Below are 20,708 nucleotides of genomic sequence, written 5' to 3' on the forward strand. Positions count from 1 at the left end.
TCCTGCCGCCGGGTATGGGGAAACGGAAAAGGCGCGGCGCGCGATCAGGGCTGGGCGCGGTAGGCGGCCAGCGCCACCATCGCCCAGGCGGCCAGAAAGGCCGCGCCGCCGAAAGGCGTCACGATGCCCAGGCGGTGGGTTCCGGTCAAGGACAGCACGTACAGGCTGCCGGAGAACAGCACGATGCCCACGAACATCACCACGCCGGCGGCCGACAGCAGCGGCGAACCGTAGCGCGCGCCCAGCAGGGCGATGGCGAGCAGGCCCAGCGCGTGGATCAGGTGGTACAGCACGCCGGTCTGCCAGACCGTCAGCAGTTCGGGCGTGATCATGCGCTTGAGTCCGTGGGCGCCGAAGGCGCCGGCGCCTACCGCCACCAGGAGATTCAACGCTGCGAGTATCGTAAGTTGCCGGTCCGTCATCGTCTGTCCTTCGTGTGTCTGACTAATCGTGTTACAGCTGCCTATGATAGGCCCAAATCCGGCCCCGGCCGGACCGCGCGCCCCGCGCCGGGTCCGGGATCGGAGGCTTGCCGGTTGAATTCCAAATGAGCTATCATAAATTCAATTTGGAACACAGGCCGCCGCGCGGCCCAGGAGCGTCCCATGACCCTCGTCCTTGCCGATAAAGCCCCGACCAAGCGCCCGGCGCGCCCTGTCGCCAGGCGGACCAGACAGCTGTTCCGCGGCCTGGTCGACAGCCCGCTGATCGACATGGCGCGCGACGTCAGCCGCGGCCTGCCCGCGCAGATGGTGGACGACGCCGCCGACTACCTGCAAGTGCCCAAGTCGGAAATCATGGCCATCACCGAGGTCAAGGCGGCCTCGCTGTCGCGCTGGGCCCGCGAAGGCCTGATGCTGCCCCTGGGCGAATCCGACCGCCTGGCCCGCGTGGCGCGGGTGGTGAGGGTGGCGCGCCAGGTGCTGGGCAGCGAGGAAGAGGCGGTGCAGTGGCTCAACACGCCGGTGCCGGCGCTGGGCAACGTCAAGCCGCTGTCGCTGCTGACGTCCGACGCCAGCAGCCGCATCGTCGAGGACACGCTGGCGCGCGCGGCAGCGGGCGTTTATGCATGAGCCGCGCGTATCGAAAGACACGGCCTGAAGGCGCGGCCCGATGAGCGCCAAGGTTTCGCTGTGGCGCATCGGCACCACCGCCGGCAAGTACCGGGCCGACGATCTCAGCGGCGGCGGCGCGGCCGCGGTGGGCGGGCGCTACAACAGCCCGGGCACGCCGGTGGTCTATACCTCGTCCTGCGTGGCCCTGGCCGTGCTGGAGACGGTGGTGCATTTCGCGGCGCGCGCCTCGGAGCAGGCCAACCGCTACCTGATCGAGCTGGCCGTGCCGCACGCCGTCTATGAAGCCAGGCAGGTGCTGGATATCGACCAGCTGCAGCAGGATTATCCCTTCTGGGACGCGGTGCCCTTTGCCGAGGCGGCGCAGGGCGTGGGCGACAACTGGGTCGCCTCGGGCGTGTCGGCGCTGCTGCAACTGCCCAGCGCCATCGTGGCCAGCCGCGGCGTGCCGGACTGCAACCTGCTCATCAACCCCGCGCATCCAGACGCCGCCCGCATCGAGGTGGTGCGGCGCGAACGCTTCATCTACGATCCGCGGCTGCGCGGGTAGGGCGGCTCAGTCGGTCAGCACGGCGCGGCCCACCACCTTGCCGGCGCGCAGCGCCGCCAGCACGCTGTCGGCCTCGGCCAGGGCGTGGCGGCGCACCGGAATGGGAGGCACCTTGCCGGCGCGCACCAGTTCCATCAATTCCTGCAGTTCGGCCAGGTTGCCCACGTAGCTGCCGATAATGGACAGCGCCTTCATGGGGATCAGCGCGATCGGCCACGACGAGGCGCCGCCGAACAGTCCCACGATGACGAGCTTGCCGCCCTTGGTCAGGAAGTCGAAGGCCAGCGAAGTGGTGGCGGGCGCGCCGACCAGGTCGATCGCGGCCTGCACCGGCTTGCCGCCCGCGGCCGCCATGATCTGCTGCGCCGCGTCGGGCGCGGCGCCGTCGATCGCCGCCAGCGCGCCGGCGTCCAGCGCGGCCTGGCGCTTGGCCGGGTCGATGTCGACCATGATGGCGCCGGCTCCGCCCAGCGCCTTGAGCACGGTCAGGCTCATCAGCCCCAGGCCGCCGGCGCCGAAGATCACCACGGGATGCTCGCGGTAGACGTCGGCGCCGATCTTCTTGAGCGCCGCATACGTGGTCAGGCCCGAGCAGGCGTAGGGCGCGATCTGCGCCGGGTCGAGGTCGCCGATGTCTATCAGGTAGCGCGGGTGCGGCACCAGGATGTGGTCGGCGTAGCCGCCGGCGCGGTGCACGCCCAGGCAGGCCGGGGCGGAGCAGTGGTTCTCCATGCCCGCCAGGCAGGGCGCGCACTTGCCGCAGCCGATCCAGGGGTACACCAGGTAGTTGCGGTCCGGCGCCAGCCCCTGCGCTTCGGGGCCGGCCGCGACCACGGCGCCGACGGTTTCATGGCCCATGGTCAGCGGCAGCGAAACGCCGCGGTCCTTCAGGGACAGCGTGCGGCCCTGGCCCAGGTCGTAGCCGCCTTCCCACAAGTGGATATCGCTGTGGCAAACGCCGGCCGCGCGAACCTTGAGCAGCACCTGCGTCCCTTGCGGCGTGGGCGTGGGCGGGTTCATTTCCTCTAGCGGTTGGCGGAAGTTCACGACGCAATAGCACTTCATGGGTGTCTCCTGTTGTGAGGTATTGCCGGGGTATTACTTCTTGACGCTGGGGCATTCGCTGTCGGCCAGCGACACGAATACCTTGTCGCCGGGCACTGTCGACAGGATACGGTAGAAGTCGCCGGCGTACTTGGACTCGGCGGGTTTTTTCACTTCCACCAGATACAGGTCCATGATGACCCGGCCGTCCTCGGGGCGGATGCGGGCGTTCTTGATGAGCTTGGTGGTGATGGGCAGCTCGCGCATCTTCTGGTTGACGGCCGCGCCGTCGAAGGTGCCCGCGGCCTGGGCGGCCTGCAGATAATGGGTGGTCGCGACGTAGCTCAGCGCCTGCACGATGGACGGCGCGCGGGTCACGCCCATTTTTTCCTGCCAGCGGCGGGTCCAGGCGCGGGTGTCCTCGTCGGCGTCCCAGTAGAAGCCGGTGGGAAAGGTCAGCCCCTGGGCCACGGGCAGGCCCATGGCCTGGACGTCGTTGATGAAGGTCAGGAAGGTCAGCAGCCGCTGCTTGCCGCCGGTCAGGCCGAATTCCTGGGCCTGCTTGATCAGGTTGACCAGGTCGCCGCCGGCGCTGGCCAGGCCCACCACGTCGGCCCGCGACGATTGCGCCTGCACCAGGAAGGACGCGAAGTCCAGCGCGCCCAGCGGATGGCGCGTGCTGCCCAGGACCTTGCCGCCGGCGTTCTGCACGAAACGCGTGGCGTTGCCTTCCAGCGACTTGCCGAACACGTAGTCGGTGGTGATGAAGTACCAGGACTTGCCGCCGCTTTCGACCACGCTCTTGACCACCGCATTGGCCAGCGCGTAGGTGTCGGGCGCCCACTGGGTGCTGAGGTTGCTGCACTGCTTGCCGCTGAAGTCTCCGGCGAAGCCGCCGCTGATCAGCGCGGTGCCGCCTTTTTCGCGGGCCACGCCCTGCGCGGCCAGCCCGGCCGAACTGGCGCCGCCGTCCACCACCGCGACCAGGTTCTGGGTGTCGAACCAGCGGCGCACCAGCGCCGAAGCCACGTCGGCCTTGTTCTGGTTGTCGGCGCCCACGACCTCCACGGTCTTGCCGGCCGCCTTGCCGCCGAAATCCTCGACCGCCATGCGGACCGCCATTTCCGAGCCCAGTCCGCCCAGGTCGGAGTAAATGCCGGAACGGTCGTTGGATACGCCCAGGCGCACCACGTCGGATTGGGCTTGGGCCGCGCCTGCGGCCAGGACGGCGGCCAAGGCCGCCAACAGGGGGGTGATACGCATCTGCTTGCCTCCCGGCCCGCGCGCGAGCCGATTATTGGTATTGGGGTTGGGGACGCGGTGTATCTGGCCTGACGGTCGGTGCTCCAGCCGACTGAAAATTTTTTCTGTAGTGTGAATAAAAATGCCTGCACGTGAATTTATTTTCACGTACAGGCAAAGTCAATTAGGTGGATCGCGCGGGCGCGTGCCGCAATGCGGCTTGCTTGCCTCAAACGCCGCGGCGCATCAGGGTGGACTTGCCGAACAGGCTTTCGATGAGGTCCACGGCCAGCTCCGCGGTCTTGTTGCGCACGTCGAAGGCCGGGTTCAGTTCGACCACGTCGAGCGAGCGCATCAGGCCGGTGTCGGCGATCATCTCCATGCACAGCTGGGCTTCGCGGTAGGTGGGGCCGCCCGGCACCGTGGTGCCCACGCCGGGGGCGATCTCGGGGTCGAGGAAGTCCACGTCGAAGCTGACGTGCAGGTGGGTGTCGTCGTCCAGGCCGGCAAGCGCGGCCTGCATGGTGGCGCGCATGCCCATTTCGTCGAGGTAGCGCATGTCGAACACTTCCAGGCCGGCTTCGTGGACCAGGCGCTTCTCGCCCTGGTCCACGCTGCGGATGCCGATCTGGCGGACCCAGCCGGCTTCGATGTCGGGGGTCTGGCCCGACAGGCCGGTGATCTGGGCCGGACCGTAGCCGCACAGGCAGGCCACGGGCATGCCGTGGATGTTGCCGGTGGGCGTGAGCGCGTTGGTGTTGAAGTCGGCGTGCGCGTCCAGCCACAGCACCCGCAGCTTCTTGCCCGCCGCGCGGCAGTGGCGCGCCACGGCGCTGATGGAGCCGATGCCCAGGCAATGGTCGCCACCCAGCAGAATGGGCAGGTTGCCCTGGCTCAGTTCGTCGTGCACGGCGTCGTGCACCGCCCGGTTCCAGGCCGCGACTTCGTCCAGGTGGCGGTAGCCTTCGACCGGCGGCTGCCAGGGGTTGGCCGGGCCGTACAGATTGCCGCGGTCGACGACCTCGAAGCCCTGGGCTTCGATCACGGGGCCCAGATCGGCCACGCGCAGGGCCTCGGGGCCCATGGAGGCGCCGCGGGCGCCGGCGCCGATGTCGGTGGGCGCGCCGATGAGCGCGATGCGGCGGGGCAGGTTGGCGGTATGGGGATGCAAGTGGCGCTCCGGACGTAAGGCGTGGTCAGGGGGCGGATAGTACCGCGGTGAGCTGGTCGCAGGCCCAGTCGATCTGGTCGCGCGTCACGATCAGGGGCGGCGACAGGCGCAGGGTATGGCCGTGGGTGTCCTTGACCAGCATCCCGCGTGCCTGCAGGCGTTCGCACCACAGGCGCGCGCCGCCGGCGTCCGGTTCCAGCTCCACGGCCAGCATCAGGCCGCGGCCGCGCACGGCGCGCACCGGGCCGGGCAGCGCCCGCAGACGCTCCAGGAAGTACTCGCCCATCACGGCGGCGTTTTCTATCATGCCTTCCTCGGTCAGCACGCGCAGCGCGGCGCGCGCGATGGCGCAGGCCAGCGGGTTGCCGCCGAAGGTGCTGCCGTGCTGGCCGGGCTGGAACACGCCCAGCACGTCGGCGTTGGACAGCACCGCGGACACGGGATAGAAGCCGCCCGACAAGGCCTTGCCGATCAGCGTCACGTCGGCCTCGATGCCTTCGTGCTCTTCGGCCAGCAGCCGGCCGGTGCGGCCCAGGCCGGTCTGGATTTCGTCCAGGATCAGCGTGATGCCGCGTTCGGTGCAGCGCTGGCGCACGCGCGAGAAATAGCCGGCCGGGGGCAGGATCACGCCGGCTTCGCCCTGGATGGGTTCGACCAGGAAGGCGACGGTATGGGGCGTGATGGCGGCCTCGAAGGCCGCGTAGTCGCCGAAGGGAACGATCTTGAAGCCCGGCGCGAAGGGGCCGTAATGCCCGTAGGCGTCCGGGTCGGTGGAGAATCCGACGATGCCCAGCGTGCGGCCATGGAAATTATTGGCGCAGACGATGATCTCGGCCCGGTTCTCCGGCACGCCGCGCACTTCGTAGCCCCATTTGCGCACCGCCTTGATGGCGGTTTCCACCGCCTCGGCCCCGCTGTTCATGGGCAGGATCTTGTGCGCGCCGGTCAGGCGGGCGAGGTCTTCGTAGAAGGGCGCCATCTGGTCGTGGCGGAAGGCGCGCGAGGTCAGCGTGAGCTTTTGCGCCTGTTCCGTCATGGCGGCCAGGATGGCCGGGTGGCAGTGGCCCTGGTTGACGGCCGAATAGGCCGACAGGCAGTCGAGGTAGCGGCGGCCGTCCACGTCGTAGAGCCAGACGCCGCTGCCGCGCGCGATCACGACGTCCAGCGGGTGGTAGTTGTGCGCGCCCAGCTGGTCTTCGACCATGTCGCGGTGGGATGTCAATACGGCGCTCATGCGGTTCTCCCGAGGTCGTACTGCTGCCATCTTAGCGCTCCTGGCCGGTCGTTGGATTGCCATTGCATGACCAAGGCCTTTGCCGGCCGCGGCCGGCGCCTGCTGCACAATAGCGCCTGCGCCGGTTTTCTTCCTGGAAGGTTTTCATGCTGCTGCAACGACTGATTTCGACTTTGACGCGCGGCGCGGCCGCGGCCGTGCTGGCTCTGGCCGCGGCGGGCGCCGCCACGGCGCAGGACAAGCCGCTGCGCATCGGCGTGATCCCCAGCGTGGCCAACGCGGCCACCGAACTGGCCATCGAGCAGGCCAGGCGCGAAGGGCTGAACGTGGAGCTGGTGGAATTCAACGATTGGGTGCTGCCCAACATCGCGGTGGCCGACGGTTCGGTGGACGCCAATTTCTTCCAGCACGAACCGTTTCTGCAATTGTTCAACCAGCGCCGCGGCGCCAACCTGGTGCCGGTGGCCTATGGCTATTCCACCACGATCGGGCTGTTCTCCAAGAAGCTGAAAAAGGGCGACGCGGTGCCCGAACGCGCGACCATCGCGGTGCCCAACGATCCGGTCAACACCGGGCGGGCCCTGTTGCTGCTGGAGTCCATGGGCCTGATCAAGCTCAAGCCCGGCGTGGCCCACCGGGCGGCGCTGGAAGACGTGACCGACAATCCCAGGCGGCTGAAGTTCGTACAGATCGAGGGTTCGCAGTCGGCGCGCACCTTCGACGACGTGACCGCGTCGGTCACGTACACCACTTTCGCCAAGCAGGCGGGCATAGACGAAAAGGACGGGCTGGCGTTCGACAACACCGACCCCGTCAACGTGCGCCGCTACGCCATCCGCTGGGTCGCCACGCCCGCAGGGGCGCAGGATCCGCGGCTGCTGCGCTTCATCTCCATCTATCAGCAGTCGCCCGAGGTCAAGGCCAAGCTGCGCAGCCTGTACGGCGATCTGATCGACTTTCCCTGGTAGGGAATTCCCCGGACGGGCGTTGACGATTCTTGGCAGTCGCCGGCGGATATCGAACGTATACTGGCTCGGACATATCCCAGCCAGGCACGACGGCGCCGTCGATGCCGCGTAACCGGTCCGGCTTATCCGCCGGCCTGGCCGGCCGCCGCCATCCACCGATCGCAGAGCCATGCTCAGTACTCCGTTCAATATCGTCGCGGCCAGCGTCCAGACGCTGGCCCCAGGATCGCCGGCCGGGCTGGATGCGACGGAGTGCGGGCAGGAACTGCAGCGCCTGCGCGAGGTGGTGGCCCAGTACGAGGCCCTGTTCCAGACGGCGCCGGTGCTGATCAACGCTTTCGGGCCGGACGGCCGCTGCACGCTGTGGAACGAAGCCTGCGAACGGCGTTTCGGCTGGTCGAGCGCCGAGATTATGGCCGCCAGCGAGCCGCTGGCGCTGTTCTATCCCGATCCGCAGCTGCGCCAGCGGGTCATCGACACCGTCGGCCCGCAGCCCAGCCGCTCGTTTCGCGAATGGCATCCGCTGGCGCGCAACGGCGAGCGCCTGTCGGTGTTGTGGTCGAACATCCGCCTGCCCGACGGCAGGGTGATCAATATCGGCATGGACGTCACCGACAGCCGGCGCACCGAGGCCGCGCTGGCCCGCATGGCGCGGGTCGACAGCCTGACCGATTGCTGGAACCGGGCCGAGATCCTCAAGCGCGTGGAAGACCGGCAGGCTGAAGCCCGGCATGGCGAAGACGGGCCGAATACGGTGCTGATGCTGGACATGGACTATTTCAAGCAGGTCAATGACCGCTACGGGCACCTGGGCGGCGACGCCGCGCTGCGCCATTTCTGCGATCAGCTGCGCGCCTGCGTGCGGGAATGCGATTCCATCGGCCGGCTGGGCGGGGAAGAATTCCTGGTGCTGCTGGCCGGCGCGGACGTGGACGTGGCGCAGGCGGTCTACGCGCGGCTGCGCGCCAGCCTGCGCCAGAACCCGGCCGAGATCGACGGCGAAGCGGTGACGCTGTCGGTCAGCGGCGGCATTGCGCGGTTTTCGCCCGACGACGCGAATGCCTCGGACGTGCTGCGTCGGGCCGATTTCGCGCTTTATCAGGCCAAGCGCGCCGGACGCGATTGCGCGGTGCAATACCGCATCTGAATCCCCGAAGCGCCTCCCCGCCGGTCAGGCGGCGGCCCGTCCGCGCGCGGCGCGCCCGCGGTTCAGGCGCCAGTGCAGGCCCGCGGCCGCGCAGGCCAGGGCGGCGGCGGCCGCCAGTCCCAGCGCCTCGAAGCCGGCGTGGGTATAGATGGTGCCGGCGATGGCGGTGCCCAGGCTGGAACCCAGGTAGGTGGTGCAGGTGTTCAGGCCCAGCACCGCGCCGCGTTCGTCGGGGCGGGCGCGCGATAGCAGCAGCACCAGCAGGTTGAGGCTGAGCTGCGAGGCGGCGCCCCACAGCACGGCGACGGCGAGCACCGCGGCCAGCGAATGGGCCGCCGGCAGCAGGCCCAGGTAGACCATGGCGATCACGCCCAGCGCCAGCGGCAGCGCGCGGCGCGGACCGGCGCGTTCGATCAGCGGCGCGCCGGTCACGCCGGCCAGCAGAAAGCCCGCGCCATAGGCGAACGCGATAAAGCCCACCTGTCCGGCCGACAGCGCCAGCAGCGCGCGCACGTGATCGGCCAGGAACGCGTAGACGCCGTAGAAGGCCGCGGAGAACGCCAGGCAGCCCAGCAGCAGGACCGGCACGTCGCGGTAGGACAGCGGCGCCAGCAGGCGCGACAGGCGCAGCGCAGCGGGGTTGGCCGCGCGGCGCTCGGGCAGGCGGCGCAGGCCCAGCACGGCGACCGCGGCGCACAGCGCCAGCGTGGCGTAGGTGGCGCGCCAGCCCACTGCGTCGGAAATCAGGGCCGACAGCGGCACGCCGGCCACCAGCGACACCGACCAGCCGGCGATCACGCGCCCCAGCGTGCGCGCTTCCTGTCCCGGCGGGGCGATCAGGGAGGCCGAGCCGTAGGCGGCCGGCAGGATCACGCCGGCCGCGCCGCCGGCCAGGGCCTGGGCCAGCGTCAGCACGATCCAGTGCGGCGCGGCCGCGGACAGGACCAGCGCGGCGATCAGCACGGCCATGGCGCACAGCAGCGCGCGCCGGATGCCGATGCGGTCGATGCGCGCGGCCAGCAGGAAGGCGCTGGCCGCCGTGGCCGCGCCGTAGGCCGAGATGGCGGTGCTGATGGTCAGCGCCGAGGTCGAGAACGAACGCGCCACGTCGCTCAGGATCGGACTGAGCGCCAGGCCGTTGGAACCCACCACGCTGACGGCGAACATCAGCGCGGGGACGGAAGAAACTGGGGATTTGGACAGCGAACTGCTGGGGGTGTCACGATTCGGCATCCCGGGATTTTATTGGAATAAAATAAGGGTTAACTCCTATATTCCCTTATTCCATAAAAGTTCGAATGCCGTTCGGCAGAACACGATTCCAATGTCAGACCTAGACGACCGCGACCGAAAACTGTTAACGCTGCTGGCGGCCGACGCCACGCCCAGCTATGCGGAGCTGGGCAAGATGCTGAACCTTTCCGCCCCGGCGGTGCACGAGCGGGCCAAGCGCCTCAAGCGCGACGGGCTGATCAAGGGCATCGCCGCCCGGCTGGACGGCGCGCGCATCGGGCGCCCGCTGCTGGCGTTCGTGCACGTGGACACGGCCAACTGGACCATCACGCAGCAGGTGCTGGGGCTGGCCGAACTGAACGAGGTGGAAGAGATCCACACCATCACCGGCAAAAGCGCGATGCTGCTGAAGGTGCGGGTGCGCGACACCCAGGCGCTGGAGCTGCTGCTGGCGCGCATCCACCAGATCGAGGGCATCACCAACACCACCAGCGACATCGCGCTGACCAGCTACCTGGAGCGCGGGCCGCTGCCGGACAACGCCTGAGGCGTTCAACACGAGCGCAGCCGCAGCCGCGTGATCTCGGAGGGCGCGCCCAGGCGCTTGGGCGGGCCCCAATAGCCGGTGCCGCGGCTGACGTAGACCCACATATTGCCCAGGCGGTGCAGCCCGGCGGTGTAGGGCTGCTGGAAGCGCACGAAGTATCCCCACGGAAAGAACTGGCCGCCATGCGTGTGGCCGGACAGCTGCAGGTTGAAGCCCAGCGCTTCGGCCGCGGCGGCGCTGCGCGGCTGATGGGCCAGCAGGATGCGGGGACGGGCGTCGGCCGGCGCGCCGGCCAGCGCGCCGGCGGGGCTGCTGCCGTGCCGGGGATCGTAGGCGCCGGCGCCGTAGTCGGTGACGCCGGCCACCACCATCGGCAGGCCCAGGGGATGGATCACCGCATGCTCGTTCATCAGCACGCGCAGGCCCAGGCGGCGAAACTCCGCCACCCAGGGCGTGACGCCCGAATAGTATTCGTGGTTGCCGGTGACCAGGTAGACGCCGTAGGGCGCGCGCAAATCGCCCAGCGGGCGGGTGTGGGCGGCCAGCTGCTCCACGCTGCCGTCGACCACGTCGCCGGTGATGGCGACCATGTCGGGCAGCAGCCCGTTGACGGCGTCGACGATGGCGCGGACGTAGTTTCGCTTGATGGTGGGACCGACGTGGATGTCGCTGATCTGCACGATGGTGAAGCCGTCCAGGTCGGGCGGCAGGTTCGAAATCGGCACGTCCACGTCGACGATGCGGGCGCGCCGCCGCGCGTTGACCAGGCCCACCAGCGTGCCGCACAGCGCCAGCAGCGCGACCGCCCAGGCGCTGACCTGGCGCAGCGCGCGCCACGGCGGCGAGACGTCCAGCGGCAGCGTGGCCAGCCAGCCCAGCAGCAACAGCGTGTCGCGTATCACCGTCAGCACGAACAGCGACGAGAACAGCCCCATGGCGAAGAGCCCGACCCAGGCGTTGCGGTCGCCCCAGGGCGCGTGCATCGAGGAGCGGGCCAGCATGCCCAGCGGAATCAGGATGCAGGACAGCGCCAGCAACAGTATGGCCGCCGCCGAGCCGGCGCCGCCCAGCAGGGCGTCGGGGATCAGGCGTGCGCCCACATAGACGTGGGCCAGCGCGCCCAGGGTCAGGAAACGCAGGAAAAACGTGGATTGGCGTAGCGACATCGGCGGCGCGGGCGCGCCCGGGGCGCGCATGGCAAAAGAACCGCCATTCTATGCCGGGGCCGGAGCGCCGCCGATACGAATCTGCCTTAATCTGCCAGGCTCTCGCGGGCCAGCAGGCCTGCGTCCATTTCGCGCAAGGTATTGATTCCCAGCATGGCCATGTTGCGGTCGATCTCGGCGCGCAGCAGGCCGATGGCGTGCGCCACGCCGGCCTCGCCGCCGACCGCCGCCGCATAGTTGAAGGGGCGGCCCACGAACACGTGGCGCGCGCCCAGCGCCAGGGCCTTGAGCACGTCGCTGCCGCGGCGGATGCCGCTGTCCATCATCACCGTCATGTCGCCGGCGGCCGCGACCACGCCGGGCAGCGCGCGCAGCGGCGAGATCGCGCCGTCGAGCTGGCGGCCGCCGTGGTTCGAGACGATGACGCCGTCGGCGCCGTGGCTGCGGGCCAGCGCCGCGTCCTGCGGGTGCAGGATGCCCTTGATGATCAGCGCGCCGGGCCATTGCCGGCGGATGCGGGCCACGTGTTCCCAGTTCAGGTGGTCGCGCGCGCTGAAGTCGCGCAGCACCGAGGCCGAGACAATGGGCGCGCCGCGCGTGGCGAAGGAATTCTCGAAATGCGGCATGCCGTGCTTGAGCAGCGTGCGCAGAAAGGTGCCGGCCAGCCAGCGCGGGCGCGTGACGCCGTCCCAGGCCAGCCGCAGGCTGGGCTTGAGCGGCGTGGAAAAGCCGGTGCGCACGTTGTTTTCGCGATTGGCCGACACCGGGATGTCCACCGTCAGCACCAGGGTTTCGAAACCGGCGCGGCGCGCGCGTTCGACCAGCGCGTCGATGCGCTGCGGATCGCCCGGCAGATAGGCCTGGAACCAGGTGCCGGGCGCTTCGCGGATCACGTCTTCCAGCGGAATCAGCGAAGTCCCGCTGAGGATGGCCGGGATGCCTTGCGCGCGGGCGGCGCGCGCCAGCACGATGTCGCCGCGGTAGGTCGACAGCGCGCTGATGCCCATCGGCGCGATGCCGAAGGGCGAGGCGTAGCGGCGTCCGAACAGTTCGGTCTGCTGGCTGCGGCGCGACACGTCCACCAGCACGCGGGGCGCGAACGCGTAGCGGCCGAAGGCCTCGCGGTTGCTGCGCAGCGACTGGTTGTCTTCGGCCGCGCCGGCGATGTAGCCGAAGATCGGGCGCGGCAGGCGGCGGCGCGCGGCGGCCTCGAAATCATCCAGCGACAGCATGCGTTGCAGCGCGCGCGGCAGCGGCCGCGAGGCCTCGGCGGGGCTGCTGCCGGGAACGGTGACGGACGGAAGGATGGATGTCATGGCGGGCCCGCAAAAGCCCGTAATCTAGCAACGCGGATTCATCGCATAAAGCGAATAAATCCCGACATCCAGATTCGATTTTGGAGAACAAGCCCTGCCGGCTTCAGGCCGGCAGCGCCATCAGTTCGCCCATGCGCACGGGGCCCAGCACCGCGGGCGTGTCGGCCCAGCGGATCTTGCCCGGCCCGAACAGCACGATGGCGGTCGAACCCAGCTTGAAGCGGCCCATTTCGGCGCCCTTGGCCAGATGGATGGGCGCGCGCGCGGCGTCGTCGTAGCGCACGGCGCGCACGCGGCGCTTGTGCGGCGTGACCAGCCCGGCCCACACGGTTTCGATGGAGGCCACAATCATCGCGCCCACCAGCACCAGCGCCATCGGCCCGTATTCGGTGTCGAAGATGCAGACCACTCGCTCGTTGCGCGCGAACAGGCGCGGCACGTTGCGCGCCGTCAGCGGGTTGACCGAGAACAGGCGGCCCGGGACGTGGATCATTTCGCGCAGCGTGCCGGCGACCGGCATGTGCACGCGGTGATAGTCCTTGGGCGAGAGGTAGACGGTGGCGAATTCGCCGCCCTGGAACGGCGCGGCGCGTTCGGCGTCGCCGCCCAGCAGCTCGGCCAGGCCGTAGGAATGGCCCTTGGCCTGGAAGATGCGGCCGTGCTCGATGGCGCCCATCTGGCTGATGGCGCCGTCGGCGGGGCACACCACCGAACCCGGCTCGTCGTCGCAGGGGCGCGCGCCTTCTTTGAGCGCGCGGGTGAAGAAATCATTGAAGCAATCGTAGGCCAGCGGATCTTCCTGCAGGGCCTCGCGCATGTCCACGCCGTAGCGGCGCACGAAACGCGAGATCATCCAGTTCTTGACCGCGGGTTCCCGGCAGTCGGCGGCCAGACCGAAAAGGCGCGACACCAGGTGGTGGGGCGCGAGGTACTGGCTGGCGAGAAATAATTGGTCTTTGATCGGCATGCTTGGGAAGGCCCGGCGACAAAAAAACGCGTCCCGCGTGTTGCGGGACGTCGTGATGAGCGGGGCATGGATTGTAACGCGTTCAGGCCCGTTTCAGGCGAATGCGCGGCGCCGGGTATTGCGGCGCGGCGCGCGCTACAGCTCCAGCACGATGCGGCCTTCGCGGGCGCGCGAGCAGCAGGCCATCATGCGCTGGCCGGCCTCGCGTTCGGCGCGCGTGAGCACCACGTCGCGATGGTCGATGGCGCCGTCCAGCACGCGCACCTCGCAAGACCCGCAAAGCCCTTCCTCGCAATCGCTCTGCACGTCGATGTTGGCGCCGCGCAATGCCGCCAGCAGGGTCTGGCCGGCCGGCACCTGCACCACGATGCCGGAGTCCTTCAGCTCCGCCTCGAACGCATGCTCGCGCGACGGGTCCAGCGTGGCCAGGCTGGAATGGAAATGCTCCACGCGCAAGGCGTCCTCGGGCCAGTGCGCGCAGGCCTGCTGCAGCGCGCTCAGCATGCGCTCGGGACCGCAGGCGTAGATCTGGGCGCCGGCGTCCGGCCGGGCGAGCAGGGCGGCGAAATCGTTGCGGCCGCCTTCGTCGCCGATGTGCAGGTGCAGGCGCTCGCCGTGCAGCCCGGCCAGTTCGTCCAGCAGCGCCATGCAGCGGCGGCTGCGGCCGCTGTAGTGCAGCTGGTAGTCCAGGCCCAGTTCGCGCGCGCGGCGCGCCATGGCGCTGATGGGCGTGATGCCGATGCCGCCCGCGATGAGGATCAGGCGCGCGGCGCTTTCATCCATCCGGAAATGATTGCGCGGCCCGCGCACCCGCACGCTGCTTCCGGGGCGCAGGTGTTCATGCACCCAGGCCGAGCCGCCGCGGCCATCGGCCTCGCGCAGCACCGCGATCTCCAGCGCGCCGCTGTCGGCCGGGTCGCCGCAAAGCGAGTATTGGCGCGACAGCCCGGTGTCGCCGCATTCGATGTCGATGTGGGAGCCGGGCGTCCAGCGCGGCAGCGGCTTGCCGTCGGGCGAGGCCATGCGGATGCGCGCGACGCCGTCGGCCGCGGCGGCGACCGAGGTCACCACCAGCTTGCGGCTGATGGCGTGGGTGGAGGGTTCGCCGATGCGCACCGGCTGGCTGCGCGCCAGCAGCGAGGGATCGCGGCGTTCGGGATTGGCGGCCGGGTCCCATTCCACCCACAGGTGTTCGGGGCCGCGGAACGAGGTGTTGGGCACATAGGTGAAGCGCTGCTCGGCCAGGCGCAGGTGCGGCAGCCGGCGGGTCAGCTCTTCCAGGAAGATCTGCATTTCCATGCGCGCCAGGTTCTTGCCCATGCACTGGTGCGCGCCGTAGCCGAAGGTCAGCTGGTCGCTGGCGTTCTCGCGGCGGATGTCGAAAAAGTCGGCGTCGGCGAAATGGCGCTCGTCGTGGTTGGCCGAGGACGACACGATCAGCAGCTTGGCGCCGGCGGGAATCGCGACGCCGGCGATCTCGGTGTCGCGCGTGGCCAGGCGCCGCCACGCGGCGACCGAGCCGTTGTGGCGCAGGCATTCCTCGACCGCGTTGGGCAGCAGGCCCGGGTCTTCGCACAGCTCGCGCCAGGCCTCGGGGTGCTGCAGCAGGAGCTTGATGGCGTTGGCCGAGGCGTTGGCGGTGGTCTCGTGCGCGGCGACGATGCCGGCCATCATCATCGAATGCAGATAGGAGTCGGTGACCACGTCGGGGAATTCGCGCTGCTTGCGGATGCCGTACTGCATCCAGCCCGGCGCGTCGGGGTCCTGGCGCATCTTGTCCAGGATCTTGCCCGCCAGCTGCCAGAAATTGCCCACGGCATGGGCCACGGCGACCTGTTCTTCGGGCCTGGGCCGGCCCCAGGTGTTGACGGTGTGCGCGATGGAATATTCGCGCAGCCGGTCCATGTCTTCCTCGGGCACGCCCAGGAAGTGCAGGGCGACCGTCAGCGGCACTTCCCACAGCATCTGGTCGACCAGGTCGGCGCGGCCGTCGTCGATGAAGCGGTCCACGTATTCGCGGGTGAGCCGGCGCACCATGGGCTCATGGTGCTTGAGGGCCTCGGGCGTGAACGGGTCCATCAGCGCGCGCCGGCGCGCCATGTGGGCCGGCTCGTCTTCGTTGACCAGGGTGCGGTTCATGGCGTAGCCGTAGCTTTCCAGCACGGCGTTGGCCTCGGGGCCGGTGGGGGTGATTTTTTCCAGCGCGATGGACGGGCTGAAGGTGTGGTTGTCGCGGAACACGGCCTTGATGTCGTCGTAGCGCGTGACCACCCAATAACCCAGCTTGGGGCTGTAGAACACCGGTTCCTGTTCGCGCGCCCAGCGCACGTATTCGGGCGGGTCCTGCTGATAGCCGTCGCCGAAGGGGTCGAACTCGGCCGCCCGCGGGCTGACGGGACAGCCCCGGGCCGCGGCCAGGGCGGCGTGGTCGACGGGACAGCCGCCGGCGTTGCCGGCGGGCGAAGGCGATTGCGGGGAGGGCTGGGCCATGACGATCACTCCGGATTACAATTGCGTAAATCATATACGCATAGCGTAAATTTTCAATTGGGGTAATCTCCGGGCAGGTCAGCCGCCGGCTGACGGCCTATCCCTCGCGCCGCCATGAGTCAGACTTCCGAATCCAGCCCCAATTCCGTCCCGTCCGCCGACGCGCCGCGGCCGCGCCAGCGGCGCCAGCGCGTGCAGGCCGCCGAAACCGGCATGGCGGTGTTGAAGGAGCTGGGCCGCCTGGGCGGGCGCGCCAGCCTGACGCTGCTGGCCACGCGCCTGGAGGAAAGCCCGGCCAAGGTGCACCGCTATCTGGTGAGCCTGATGGAGGCGGGCCTGGTGGCGCAGGACGCCGCCAGCCAGCAGTATTTCCTGGGCCTGGAAGCGATGCTGCTGGGCCTGGCGGCCCTGCGCCAGGCCGATCCCATCCGCCTGGCCGAACCCGGGCTGATCCGGCTGCGCGAAGGGCTGGAGGTGACCTGCTTCATCGCGGTCATGGGCAACAAGGGGCCGACCATCGTGCGCTTCGAAGAGCCGGGCCTGCCGGTCACGGTGAACGTGCGCATGGGCTCGGTGCTGTCGATGCTGTGGTCCGCCACGGGCCGGGTGTTCCTGTCCCTGCAGGACGACGCGCGGGTGCGCGCCCTGGCGGAGGCGGAATTGGCGCGCGCCCCGGCCGAGCTGCGCGCGCAGCTCGACCCCGCCGATCCGATCGGCCGTCTGCGCCGCGAGGTGCTGGAACAGGGCTGCGCCACGGTGCGCGACACCAACCTCAAGGGCATCAGCGCCGTGTCCGCGCCGCTGCTCAATCATGACGGCCGGCCGTGCGCGGCGCTGACCGCGCTGGGCGCCACCGGGGGTTTCGATCCATCGCCGGACGGGCCCATCGCCCGGGCGCTGCGGCGCGAGGCCGAGGCCGCCAGCGCGCTGCTGGGCTACCGGGCCGGCTGAGATCCGTCCGCGGCCTGGCCGCGCAGCCACGCCAGGGCCGCCTGCACTGCGGGCGCGCCGGCCGAGTTGCGGTTGATCACGGCGCCGATGTCGCCGAAGTTCGCCTCCAGCCGCAGCGGCAGGATGGCGACGCCGCCTTGCCGTTCGCAATAGCGCGCGATCGCCCGGGGCAACGCCGCCAGCCAGTCGTGCTGCGCCAGCAGCGCAAGCGTCGCAAGCAGTGAGTTGGACTGCAGGCTGGACGCCGGCGCGCGCACGCCGGCGCGCAGAAAAGCCTCTTCCAGCCGCTCGCGCATCAACGTGTCCTCCAGCGGCAGCACCCAGGGCCAGCGCGCCAGTTCCCCGGTTTCCAGGGTGTCGCGGCCGGCCAGAGGATGGTCGGGGCGCGCGACGGCCACGATGGGTTCCTCGTACAGGCGGATGACGTCGCAGTCCGGCGGCAGCATGCGGCTGGCCAGGCGTCCCAGCACGATATCGAGTTCATCGCGGGCCAGCTTTTCCAGCAATTCGTTGAGCGCGCCCTCGACCAGCTTGATCTCCAGCCGCTCGACCTGCGGCATGAGGTGCGCGACCAGCTGCGGCGCGAGCCTGGGCGCGGCCGAGGGCAGGGTGCCCAGGCGCAGCAGGCTGGCGCCGCGCTCTTCGGCCGCCTGCAGTTCGGCGGCGACCCGGTCGGCCGCGCCCAGGCTGTAGCGGGCGTGGCGCACCATAACCATTCCGGCATGGGTGGGGTGGCTGCCCTGGGTTCCGCGTTCGAACAGGGCATAGCCCACCTGTTCTTCCAGCTGGGCCAGGGCCTTGGAGGCGGCGGGCTGCGACATGTGCATGCGCTCGGCGGCACGCCCGAGATGCCGCTCGTCGTCCAGCGCGACCAGCAGTTCGGCGTGGCGCCGCTTGAGGTGGGTGCCGGCTCGCTTGGTCATGGCCGAACATATCCTTGCGGTTATGAATAGTTCAGTTTATTTCATTTCACAGCGCCCGAGCCGGCTGGGCATACTTGCCGCTCGATAGATCAGGCGCCGGGACAGGGCGCCGGGATGGAGACAGCAATGAAAAGGTTGTGGATGGCCCTGGCGGCGGGCTGGGCCTGCGGCATGGCGGCGCCCGGCGCCGCGGCCGAGGCGTATCCGGCGCGGCCGGTGCAGATCGTGGTGCCGTTCGCGCCGGGCGGCGCGGTGGACGTGCTGACGCGCCAGCTCGCGCAGCGCCTGGAGCCGCGCGGCTACACGCTGGTGGTGGAGAACAAGCCGGGCGCGGGCGGCAATATCGCCGCCGGCCAGGTGGCGCGGGCCGCGCCGGACGGCTATACGCTCCTGATGGGCACCACCAACACCCACGGCATCAACAGCGCGCTGTACGACAAGTTGCCGTACGACCCGTTGCGCGACTTCGCGCCGGTCGGGCTGGTGGCGGACAACGTGGTGGTGCTGCTGGCCAACGCCGACTTTCCGGCGTCCACGCTGGCCGAGGCCGTCAGCCTGCTCAAGCAGAACCCGGGCAAGTACACCTACGGCTCGCCCGGGCTGGGCACGGTGCACCAGCTCGCCATGGAACAGCTCAAGCGGGCCGCGGGCCTGGAAGTGGTGCATGCGCCGTACAAGGGCGCCGCGCCCGCCATGGCCGACCTGGTGGCCGGGCACGTGCCGCTGATGATAGGCGGGATCGCCCCGGCCATTCCGTTCCTGGCGTCGGGCCGCGTCAAGGTGCTGGGCGTGGCCAATACCGAGAAATACGCCGCGCTGCCGGACGTGCCGCTGTTCTCCGACGTGGCCGCCAACGTCGGGGTGCGTTCGTGGATCGGCCTGTTCGCGCCCGCGGGCACGCCGCAGGCCGTGCTGTTGCGGCTGAGCGAGGACCTGCGGGCCGTGCTGACCGACGCTTCCTTCGCCCAGGCGCTGCAGCCGCTGGGCATGGTGCCCATCTACATGACGCCGCAGGCGTTCGGCGACATGGTCGCGCGCGACATGCCGGCCTGGCGCGCCGCGGTGGAACAGTCCGGAGCGAAGCAATGACCCCGGCCGCCCAGCCCGTGAACTTCCTGCTGTTCATCACCGACCAGCATCGCGCCGACCATGTCGGCGCCTATGGCAACCGCGTGGTCCGCACGCCCAACCTGGACCGGCTGGCCGCCGGCGGCTGGCGCGCCGACAACATGCACGTGGCCACGCCCATCTGCATGCCAAACCGGGCCAGCCTGATGACGGGGCGCTACCCTTCCGCGCACGGCGCGCGCCACAACGGCATCGCGCTGTCGCTGCGCAGCCGCACCTTCGTCGAAGCCATGCGCCAGGCCGGCTACGGCACCTCGCTGGTCGGCAAGGTGCACCTGCAGAACATGACCGACATCGCGCCTTCCTGGCCGGTGCGGGCCGAAGACCGGCTGCCGCACGAGGCCGTGACGCCCGACGCCGGGCGCTACGACCAGGAGCTGCGCAAGCTGTGGCTGGAGCGCGACGACCACGACCTGAGCCTGCCGTACTACGGCTTCGAGCAGGTGGACCTGGTCGACGACCATAGCGACGACGTGCACGGCCATTACCGCCGCTGGCTGCGCCGCGAGTATCCCGAGGTGGAAGCCATGATCGGCCCGGCGCAGGCCACGCCCGCGCCGGAATACGCGCTCACGCAGATCCGCCAGGCCTGGCGCACGCGCGTGCCGGAAGCGCTGTATCCCACCGCCTACATCGCCGACCGCAGCATCGAGGCGCTGCGCGGCTACGCGGCGCAGGGGCGGCCGTTCTTCATGCAGTGTTCGTTTCCGGACCCGCACCATCCGTTCACGCCGCCGGGCCGGTTCTGGGACATGTACCGGCCCGAGGACATGGAGCTGCCGGCGTCCTTCCATTCGGGCGAGCCGCCGCCTCCCCACGTGGCCTGGCTGCGCGCCCAGCGCGACGCCGGCACGGCGATCAGGCACACGCCGGCGATCTTCGCCTGCAACGAGCGCGAGGCGCGCGAGGCCCTGGCGCTGAACTACGGGTCCATCGCCAATATCGACAACCAGATCGGCCGCGTGCTGGCGGAGCTGGACGCGCTGGGCCTGGCCTCCAACACGGTGGTGATCTTCACCAGCGACCACGGCGACTACCTCGGCGACCACCAGCTGATGCTGAAGGGGCCGATCCACTACCGCGGCCTGACGCGGGTGCCGTTCATCTGGCGCGATCCGGCCTCGGCCGGCCGCCCGGGCGCGGCCAGCGTAGCCTTGCTCAGCACCATCGACGTGGCGCCCACGGTGTTGGCGCGCGCCGGCGTGCAGCCTTATAACGGCATCCAGGGCCGCGATATGGCGGGCCTGATCGCGGGGCGCGAGACGGCGTTGCGCGACGCGCTGATGATCGAAGAGGAAGGCCAGCGCGTGATCCTGGGCTTCGACAGCCGCATCCGCTGCCGCACGCTGCTGGCCGAGGGCTTTCGCGCCACCGTGTACGACGGCGCGCGCTGGGGCGAGCTGTACGACCTGGCGCGGGACCCGCATGAAACGCGCAATCTGTGGGACGACCCGGCCCACGCCGGCGTGCGCGCCCGGCTGATGGAGCGCTTGGCCTACGGCATGCTGGAACACATCGACACCAGCCCGTATCCCACGGCGCTGGCCTGACCGCCCCG

19 protein-coding genes are annotated in these 20,708 nt (G+C 69.7%); 8 read left to right on the forward strand and 11 right to left on the reverse strand.

Translation table 11 applies throughout. The features are described 5' to 3' along the window. Window positions 1–44 precede the first annotated feature (44 nt). Window positions 45–422 carry a DUF423 domain-containing protein gene (locus tag AC1M14_RS13120; RefSeq protein ID WP_102771252.1) on the reverse strand — a complete coding sequence of 126 codons (378 nt, stop codon included), beginning with the start codon at window positions 420–422 and terminating at the stop codon, window positions 45–47. 183 nt (window positions 423–605) lie between these two features. Between AC1M14_RS13120 and parS the strand changes: the two genes are divergently transcribed. Together parS and AC1M14_RS13130 are read left to right on the forward strand one after the other, a co-directional pair. Then, window positions 606–1,073, forward strand: a complete 468-nt coding sequence (parS, locus tag AC1M14_RS13125) for a type II RES/Xre toxin-antitoxin system antitoxin (RefSeq protein ID WP_102771251.1) — start codon at window positions 606–608, stop codon at window positions 1,071–1,073. Window positions 1,074–1,113: 40 nt separating this feature from the next. After that, window positions 1,114–1,623 (forward strand): RES family NAD+ phosphorylase, encoded by a 510-nt coding sequence (locus AC1M14_RS13130; protein WP_102771250.1) that lies wholly within the window; start codon window positions 1,114–1,116, stop codon window positions 1,621–1,623. A 6-nt stretch (window positions 1,624–1,629) separates the two neighbouring features. On the opposite strand, the gene AC1M14_RS13135 is transcribed toward AC1M14_RS13130, so the two are convergent. The 4 genes from AC1M14_RS13135 to rocD all read right to left on the reverse strand — a co-directional run bounded on the left by AC1M14_RS13135 (window position 1,630) and on the right by rocD (window position 6,314). Next, the gene (locus tag AC1M14_RS13135) at window positions 1,630–2,688 is read right to left on the reverse strand and encodes an alcohol dehydrogenase (protein ID WP_102771249.1); all 1,059 of its coding nucleotides are present in this window, start codon (window positions 2,686–2,688) and stop codon (window positions 1,630–1,632) included. Between the two features lie 33 nt (window positions 2,689–2,721). After that, window positions 2,722–3,930 (reverse strand): ABC transporter substrate-binding protein, encoded by a 1,209-nt coding sequence (locus tag AC1M14_RS13140; RefSeq protein ID WP_102771248.1) that lies wholly within the window; start codon window positions 3,928–3,930, stop codon window positions 2,722–2,724. Window positions 3,931–4,138: 208 nt separating this feature from the next. Next, window positions 4,139–5,080: an arginase gene (gene rocF, locus AC1M14_RS13145; protein ID WP_102771247.1), complete on the reverse strand. Its 942-nt coding sequence runs from the start codon at window positions 5,078–5,080 to the stop codon at window positions 4,139–4,141. Between the two features lie 25 nt (window positions 5,081–5,105). Next, window positions 5,106–6,314 (reverse strand): ornithine--oxo-acid transaminase, encoded by a 1,209-nt coding sequence (gene rocD, locus AC1M14_RS13150; RefSeq protein ID WP_111825092.1) that lies wholly within the window; start codon window positions 6,312–6,314, stop codon window positions 5,106–5,108. Between the two features lie 146 nt (window positions 6,315–6,460). Between rocD and AC1M14_RS13155 the strand changes: the two genes are divergently transcribed. After that, window positions 6,461–7,282 carry a MetQ/NlpA family ABC transporter substrate-binding protein gene (locus AC1M14_RS13155; protein ID WP_209165418.1) on the forward strand — a complete coding sequence of 274 codons (822 nt, stop codon included), beginning with the start codon at window positions 6,461–6,463 and terminating at the stop codon, window positions 7,280–7,282. Window positions 7,283–7,451: 169 nt separating this feature from the next. Continuing rightward, the gene (locus AC1M14_RS13160; RefSeq protein ID WP_102771244.1) at window positions 7,452–8,429 is read left to right on the forward strand and encodes a GGDEF domain-containing protein; all 978 of its coding nucleotides are present in this window, start codon (window positions 7,452–7,454) and stop codon (window positions 8,427–8,429) included. A gap of 24 nt (window positions 8,430–8,453) precedes the next feature. On the opposite strand, the gene AC1M14_RS13165 is transcribed toward AC1M14_RS13160, so the two are convergent. Then, the gene (locus AC1M14_RS13165; RefSeq protein ID WP_479731753.1) at window positions 8,454–9,662 is read right to left on the reverse strand and encodes an MFS transporter; all 1,209 of its coding nucleotides are present in this window, start codon (window positions 9,660–9,662) and stop codon (window positions 8,454–8,456) included. A 91-nt stretch (window positions 9,663–9,753) separates the two neighbouring features. On the opposite strand from AC1M14_RS13165, the gene AC1M14_RS13170 reads away from it, so the two are divergent. After that, window positions 9,754–10,209: an Lrp/AsnC family transcriptional regulator gene (locus AC1M14_RS13170; protein ID WP_479731754.1), complete on the forward strand. Its 456-nt coding sequence runs from the start codon at window positions 9,754–9,756 to the stop codon at window positions 10,207–10,209. A gap of 5 nt (window positions 10,210–10,214) precedes the next feature. Here the strand turns inward: AC1M14_RS13170 and AC1M14_RS13175 are convergent, their stop codons facing one another. The 4 genes from AC1M14_RS13175 to AC1M14_RS13190 all read right to left on the reverse strand — a co-directional run bounded on the left by AC1M14_RS13175 (window position 10,215) and on the right by AC1M14_RS13190 (window position 16,148). Then, window positions 10,215–11,375, reverse strand: coding sequence for a metallophosphoesterase (locus AC1M14_RS13175; protein WP_479731755.1), 1,161 nt, complete (start codon window positions 11,373–11,375; stop codon window positions 10,215–10,217). Window positions 11,376–11,461: 86 nt separating this feature from the next. Next, window positions 11,462–12,691, reverse strand: coding sequence for an alpha-hydroxy acid oxidase (locus AC1M14_RS13180; protein WP_479731756.1), 1,230 nt, complete (start codon window positions 12,689–12,691; stop codon window positions 11,462–11,464). A 103-nt stretch (window positions 12,692–12,794) separates the two neighbouring features. Beyond that, window positions 12,795–13,658: an archaetidylserine decarboxylase gene (gene asd / locus AC1M14_RS13185; RefSeq protein ID WP_102771240.1), complete on the reverse strand. Its 864-nt coding sequence runs from the start codon at window positions 13,656–13,658 to the stop codon at window positions 12,795–12,797. 135 nt (window positions 13,659–13,793) lie between these two features. Continuing rightward, on the reverse strand, window positions 13,794–16,148 hold the full coding sequence (locus AC1M14_RS13190) for a cytochrome P450 (RefSeq protein ID WP_479731757.1): 2,355 nt from the start codon (window positions 16,146–16,148) through the stop codon (window positions 13,794–13,796). Window positions 16,149–16,262: 114 nt separating this feature from the next. Here AC1M14_RS13190 and AC1M14_RS13195 point away from each other — a divergent pair, with 114 nt between their 5' ends. Then, on the forward strand, window positions 16,263–17,099 hold the full coding sequence (locus AC1M14_RS13195) for an IclR family transcriptional regulator (protein ID WP_209165413.1): 837 nt from the start codon (window positions 16,263–16,265) through the stop codon (window positions 17,097–17,099). Here the strand turns inward: AC1M14_RS13195 and AC1M14_RS13200 are convergent. Further along, window positions 17,084–18,022 (reverse strand): LysR substrate-binding domain-containing protein, encoded by a 939-nt coding sequence (locus AC1M14_RS13200; RefSeq protein ID WP_111825098.1) that lies wholly within the window; start codon window positions 18,020–18,022, stop codon window positions 17,084–17,086. The genes AC1M14_RS13195 and AC1M14_RS13200 overlap by 16 nt on opposite strands. A gap of 126 nt (window positions 18,023–18,148) precedes the next feature. Between AC1M14_RS13200 and AC1M14_RS13205 the strand changes: the two genes are divergently transcribed. Both AC1M14_RS13205 and AC1M14_RS13210 read left to right on the forward strand, forming a co-directional pair. Further along, window positions 18,149–19,111 carry a Bug family tripartite tricarboxylate transporter substrate binding protein gene (locus tag AC1M14_RS13205; protein WP_479731758.1) on the forward strand — a complete coding sequence of 321 codons (963 nt, stop codon included), beginning with the start codon at window positions 18,149–18,151 and terminating at the stop codon, window positions 19,109–19,111. Next, window positions 19,108–20,700: a sulfatase family protein gene (locus AC1M14_RS13210; protein WP_479731759.1), complete on the forward strand. Its 1,593-nt coding sequence runs from the start codon at window positions 19,108–19,110 to the stop codon at window positions 20,698–20,700. Before AC1M14_RS13205 ends, AC1M14_RS13210 begins: the two co-directional genes overlap by 4 nt. The last annotated feature ends 8 nt before the right edge of the window (window positions 20,701–20,708 follow it).

The sequence above is a fragment of the Achromobacter sp. SX5 genome, from assembly GCF_056711425.1.

Excerpts from the sequence above, each read along its gene's own strand:
- AC1M14_RS13210 (WP_479731759.1), top strand. The coding sequence starts at position 19,108 with ATGACCCCGGCCGCCCAGCCCGTGAACTTCCTGCTGTTCATCACCGAC.
- AC1M14_RS13160 (WP_102771244.1), top strand. The coding sequence starts at position 7,452 with ATGCTCAGTACTCCGTTCAATATCGTCGCGGCCAGCGTCCAGACGCTG.
- AC1M14_RS13165 (WP_479731753.1), bottom strand. The coding sequence starts at position 9,662 with ATGCCGAATCGTGACACCCCCAGCAGTTCGCTGTCCAAATCCCCAGTT.
- AC1M14_RS13200 (WP_111825098.1), bottom strand. The coding sequence starts at position 18,022 with ATGACCAAGCGAGCCGGCACCCACCTCAAGCGGCGCCACGCCGAACTG.
- AC1M14_RS13155 (WP_209165418.1), top strand. The coding sequence starts at position 6,461 with ATGCTGCTGCAACGACTGATTTCGACTTTGACGCGCGGCGCGGCCGCG.
- AC1M14_RS13195 (WP_209165413.1), top strand. The coding sequence starts at position 16,263 with ATGAGTCAGACTTCCGAATCCAGCCCCAATTCCGTCCCGTCCGCCGAC.
- AC1M14_RS13175 (WP_479731755.1), bottom strand. The coding sequence starts at position 11,375 with ATGTCGCTACGCCAATCCACGTTTTTCCTGCGTTTCCTGACCCTGGGC.
- parS (WP_102771251.1), top strand. The coding sequence starts at position 606 with ATGACCCTCGTCCTTGCCGATAAAGCCCCGACCAAGCGCCCGGCGCGC.
- AC1M14_RS13190 (WP_479731757.1), bottom strand. The coding sequence starts at position 16,148 with ATGGCCCAGCCCTCCCCGCAATCGCCTTCGCCCGCCGGCAACGCCGGC.
- AC1M14_RS13205 (WP_479731758.1), top strand. The coding sequence starts at position 18,149 with ATGAAAAGGTTGTGGATGGCCCTGGCGGCGGGCTGGGCCTGCGGCATG.
- AC1M14_RS13180 (WP_479731756.1), bottom strand. The coding sequence starts at position 12,691 with ATGACATCCATCCTTCCGTCCGTCACCGTTCCCGGCAGCAGCCCCGCC.
- AC1M14_RS13135 (WP_102771249.1), bottom strand. The coding sequence starts at position 2,688 with ATGAAGTGCTATTGCGTCGTGAACTTCCGCCAACCGCTAGAGGAAATG.
- rocD (WP_111825092.1), bottom strand. The coding sequence starts at position 6,314 with ATGAGCGCCGTATTGACATCCCACCGCGACATGGTCGAAGACCAGCTG.
- AC1M14_RS13170 (WP_479731754.1), top strand. The coding sequence starts at position 9,754 with ATGTCAGACCTAGACGACCGCGACCGAAAACTGTTAACGCTGCTGGCG.
- AC1M14_RS13130 (WP_102771250.1), top strand. The coding sequence starts at position 1,114 with ATGAGCGCCAAGGTTTCGCTGTGGCGCATCGGCACCACCGCCGGCAAG.
- asd (WP_102771240.1), bottom strand. The coding sequence starts at position 13,658 with ATGCCGATCAAAGACCAATTATTTCTCGCCAGCCAGTACCTCGCGCCC.
- AC1M14_RS13140 (WP_102771248.1), bottom strand. The coding sequence starts at position 3,930 with ATGCGTATCACCCCCCTGTTGGCGGCCTTGGCCGCCGTCCTGGCCGCA.
- AC1M14_RS13120 (WP_102771252.1), bottom strand. The coding sequence starts at position 422 with ATGACGGACCGGCAACTTACGATACTCGCAGCGTTGAATCTCCTGGTG.